This is a genomic window from Nostoc sp. (assembly GCF_041747015.1).
GTDB lineage: Bacteria > Cyanobacteriota > Cyanobacteriia > Cyanobacteriales > Nostocaceae > Nostoc.
The window spans coordinates 1-4,653 of sequence record NZ_JBGTFY010000128.1 but is presented as its reverse complement, the minus strand read 5'-3'; the positions used below and the strand labels follow the sequence as shown (position 1 = coordinate 4,653).

Annotated in this window: 4 protein-coding genes and 1 pseudogene; all 5 read left to right on the top strand. The window is 39.3% G+C overall.

Annotated elements, in window-relative coordinates:
* Positions 1–469, top strand: a pseudogene (locus tag ACEW80_RS09560) (hypothetical protein); the annotation flags it as partial.
* On the top strand, positions 466–1,995 hold the full coding sequence (locus ACEW80_RS09555; protein WP_373526348.1) for a TrbI/VirB10 family protein: 1,530 nt from the start codon (positions 466–468) through the stop codon (positions 1,993–1,995). The pseudogene ACEW80_RS09560 and the gene ACEW80_RS09555, both read left to right, overlap by 4 nt.
* Position 1,996: 1 nt before the next feature.
* Complete coding sequence (locus tag ACEW80_RS09550) at positions 1,997–2,722, top strand: hypothetical protein (RefSeq protein WP_373526347.1); 726 nt, start codon at positions 1,997–1,999, stop codon at positions 2,720–2,722.
* Between the two features lie 16 nt (positions 2,723–2,738).
* Entirely contained in the window at positions 2,739–3,953 is a 1,215-nt protein-coding gene (locus ACEW80_RS09545; RefSeq protein ID WP_373526346.1) for a hypothetical protein, read from the top strand.
* The coding region (locus tag ACEW80_RS09540; protein ID WP_373526345.1) for a type IV secretory system conjugative DNA transfer family protein at positions 3,950–4,653 on the top strand (704 nt) is incomplete at its 3' end. The genes ACEW80_RS09545 and ACEW80_RS09540, both read left to right, overlap by 4 nt.

Below are 4,653 nucleotides of genomic sequence, written 5' to 3'. Positions count from 1 at the left end.
CTTTAATAACAAGGGAGAACCCATTACCAAGCAAGATACTGGAATAAATGTAGGTAGAACTGAACGCTCTAATGGCAAAGTAACTACTTCTTCTTATGAAGCTGCATTCGCTCTTACTGAAAAGCAAGATTTTCGGGCAGCATTTTTGCGTAAGCTAGCTGCTATGACCCCACCAGGGATATTTAACGGCAATACGCAAGTCTCTCTAATTCCTCGGTTCATTTCTGAACCTCGCAAAATCAAAGATGGTAAATGGGAAGTGGATTTTATTGCTACTCTTGTTACTTTTACTAGAGAGAATAATGCTGGCAACGGTATTTTATTCAATAAGACTATTACTGTGGAATCTGTTAGTCCACCACAACAAATTTCTCATGCTACCGACCTAGCTAAGAAAATTTATCAAGCTAGACAATCAGGTTTAGAAATCACACAAATTGTTGATTTAAATATTCCCGCTAAAAAATGACAGACAATAATTCATCAACTATAAATAACTTACTCAAAATAGATGATGAGTCCCGTGACTTAACACATAAGTCAGAAATAGGAGAAGAAGTAGAACTAGATTCCCCAGTTGTAACTAAACACACAGTAGTTACTTCTCCTTGGTCGAGGCTCTTGGTAATTGCATTGCCTTTTGGCTTAACTTTCTTTGCTATATTTTGGATGCTCAATGGAGTTTTTAATCCGACTAAGCAGCCGACTCCAATAGCTGAACAAACCCAAAAATCGTCTGAAGCTTTAGACAAGCTTGAACAAAAAGACGGCGATGTTTACGCTAAGTTGGCGTTAAGTCAACAACAAGACGAATTGAGCAAGATTAACAAAGACAAATCCGAAAAGCCTCAACCGTCTGTTATTAAAACTGAAAAAGTAGTTGAGAAATCACCGACTTCACCCAGGACACAACAACCAACTACTAGAGTTAGTTATTCTCCAGAACCAAGACACAGTTTTGCAACTACTAGAGTTGACAATCCTACTTCTACTAAAGTTTCAGCACGACCACTAAAACCTGTTGACCCGTCTGCTGAATTTAACAGACTCCGCAATATTGGCTCTTATGGCAAGATAATTTATGCCGACACCTCTTTGCGTGAGAGAAAATCATTATCCCCAGACCGCGTATTTACTCAAGAAAAGCAAGTCAAACAATCAAATAATCTAAATATCAATGGAGAACCTATAGTTACCGAAATCTCACAAAATAATACACCAAGCTCTATTGAAAAAATCAGTCCCCGATGGCAAGTAGAAACTAAAATTAACAAACCTGTAGCCCTAGCTAATAGCTACTTGTCGCAAGAAAGCCAAATCCTTCAAGAGCGCAAAACTCGTTACTTAACAGTGGGAGAGTTTGCTAGTGGGGTTTTAGTAACACCTGCGGTCAAACAACAAACCGATACCAGAAACGACAGACAACAAACCTCGCACGGCAGACGCTTTGTAGCTAAACTCACTGAAGATTTGCATGACAATAACGGTGATGTGGCCATACCATCTGGCAGTTTGTTAGCTGTTGAGGTCGTGTCAGTCGATGGTGGCAGTTACGCCCAGGTACAAGTTACTAGCATTATCAAGGATAAAACTGAATATCCCATTTCTATTGGTGCAATCTCTGTTCACGGGGAAGGTGCTAAACCCTTAATCGCTAAGAAATTTCAGAATAAAGGTGGCGAAATTGCACAGTATGACCTGACTGTTGGATTGATTGGGGGATTGGGTAAAGTTGGTGAGATTATCAATCAGCCTGATTCACAGAGTTCTATCCAAAATTCTTCTATTGGCAGCTTTAGCAGTTCGGTTACACAAAACAGTCGGCGTAATATCACTGGTGCATTCTTAGAAGGTGCTTTTGGCAACTTGACTGATATTGTTGGTAATCGGGCTGAACGTTCTACTCAAGAAATCCTTGCTCGTCCGAATGTCTGGTACATACCCCAGGGAACGAAAGTCACCTTTTTAGTAAACCGGACACTGGAGCTGCCATGACATGAAAAACTTACTTGTAGGAATGGCGATCGCGGTCGCTTGCTTTTATCCAATAGACACAATTGCCGCGCCTGTAGTCCGTGTAATTAAACAAACTCAAGCTAATGGTGAATCTGCCACACTTCAAACTATTAACGTCTGGAATGGTCACGGGGTTAGTATTTCGTTCTACAAAGTTGGAGAAACAATTCAAAGGGTTTGGCTAGACGACCCCTCTCAAATTCTGATTGATACTGATGGCTGTTTGGAAGGCATCGACCAAAATTGTCAAAACAATAGTGCGGGGTTAATTCACCTGCGACGTATCAAAAAAGTCAACATTCCAGGCTTACCGCAAACACCAAGCACTCTGCTGACGATCATCACGCAAACATCCAGTGGTGAACGCAAGGTTTACAGTTTTCGAGTAGCTATAAATAACGGCAAGCCTCAATATAGCCAAGTAGTAATAAAAAATGATGTTGCAGTTGAACAACAGAAAGTATTTATTCCCCAGTTTCAACCATTAGTAAACACTTTTAAAACTACACGCAATATCAAAAATGGCATAGCTGTTGCAATTCAGAATAAATGGATTAATTCTAATGATCAATTACATCAGCGTTTAGAACAGTTAATTAACTATTTACAACAAGGCGATGAACTATCAATTGCTGCTGAAAAAGCATCCGTCTCTATGGAATTGGTGAACAAACTGATTAGTGTTGGTACTAATTCTCAAAACTAATAAAGGAAATAAAATCATGAAAACAGAGAAGCAATCGCTAATTACTGACAGCGCAATACGCTACTTAATATTGTTTGGTTTGTTGGGTGGGCTATTCATTCATAGCTTTGTGAAATATGGGCTTTTAAATCAGGTTGTAGGGTTGATGATCCCCAAAGCCACTGCTGAAGTTCCAGTTATTAAGTCTTTAAATGGCTTCTTACCAGATTGGTCACGGCTGAAATTCAGCGACATGATAATTAGTGAAAGTGGCAGTGTTACTTTTCCAGGTAGTACAGGCAATGAAACAAGAATCTGGCAAGCTGGACAGAGTATTGCTGAATTTCTAGAGCTAGGTGATTTTGAAGAGTCCGAGATGAACCTAGAACAACTTCAAATATCATCAATAGCTCAAGCATTAAATATTAATTTAGACAGTTTTAAACTTTCAGACTTTGATTTAGTCAAATGGCAAACTCTACCTGATTTAGTCAATGCCATTCCTGAACTGGGAAATTTAAACATTCAAGATGTTATTCCGATTCGAGATTTTTTGCAACAAGTTGGAATTAGTTATGACTCAGGACGTATCCAAGATGTTTTACCTTACTTGGGTTTATCAGAAATTCCCATAGGACAATATATTGATTTAAGTCTTTACAATCTTACTGATATTCCAGGTCTACAAAATACACCAATTAATAAATTCAATAACTGGCAAGATAGCACAATTAATGGAGTACCAGGATTGACTTACCTGACATGGGATAATCTGCCTGGACTCAACACTCTTAACCTATCATTTATTGGGAAGGTAGACTTACCTTTGAGAGAAATTGAAGCGAATCGCACTCGTTCCATTTCTGGTAGCTATCAAGAAGGTTTCAATGTTCCATGTCTGCAAAATGATTGCGCCCACTTTGAAGCTTCAGGGCTTGGCAAGACTACAGGTGTGCAGTGGATATCTGGTAAATATCAACAAGTTCGAGGTGGCTTTGGGATTCTTAAAGCCTTGAATGGAGGGAAAGAGCCTACAGGCAGAAATCCTTTTGGGACTGCTTTTAAACAAGTAGTTTGGGAAGTTAATGAAGCAGAAGGTAGTGTCCAAACTACTATGTTTTTCCGCATCTGCAAAAGAATTCCTTTCATTGGTCGTACTTGCTCTCCTTATTTTATTGGCCCTGTCCCATTCATTAAATACCAAGAAGAAGACCCCATTATTTTCGGTCAGCCCAATACTTTACCCCAATGAGCAAGAATCAAGTAACTTCTACAAATAGTCAGCCATTTCGTTTTGAACAGCTACAAAACCCTCATGACAGTATTGGAAGGTACACTCATCATTTATTTACACCAAACGGATTAGCTGTTGTAAGTATGTTGGCTGCTTATATTTTGATGAGAGTAGTTTTTGGTGATGGCTCTAACAAGAAAAAGATTGCTACCAGTTATTGGGGAGGAGCTAAAGAAACTGCTACAGCTAAGAAAAAAGCACTGAAACAAATAGCTTTACCAAAATGTGATAGTGCTGCACTTTATATTGGTAAGCATAAATTCAAGGGTACTAACCAAGAAAAAAACGCTGGCACTACTTTTTATATCCCGGAAGTGCAAAGGGGAACAGCAGCTATTGGCGCTCCAGGCAGTGGTAAAACATTCAGCGCTATTAACCCCGCAATTTACTCTGCCATCGACCAAGGATTTCCGATAATTGCTTACGATTTCAAGTATCCATCACAAGCTAAAATAGCTGCTTATGCTAAAAGTCAGGGCTATGATGTTCACATTTTTGCTCCGGGCTTTCCTGAGTCTGAAGTTTGTAATCCACTGGACTTTTTACGAGACAGTAGTGATGCGGAAACAGCTAGACAAATCGCCACTGTAATTAATAAAAACTTTCGCATCCTTAGTAATAGCAATGAAGATGGTTTCTTTGCTCCCGCCGGTGATCA

Bases quoted from the DNA above. Each gene is read 5' to 3' on its own strand.
- ACEW80_RS09555 (WP_373526348.1), top strand. From the start codon at position 466: ATGACAGACAATAATTCATCAACTATAAATAACTTACTCAAAATAGAT.
- ACEW80_RS09550 (WP_373526347.1), top strand. From the start codon at position 1,997: ATGAAAAACTTACTTGTAGGAATGGCGATCGCGGTCGCTTGCTTTTAT.
- ACEW80_RS09545 (WP_373526346.1), top strand. From the start codon at position 2,739: ATGAAAACAGAGAAGCAATCGCTAATTACTGACAGCGCAATACGCTAC.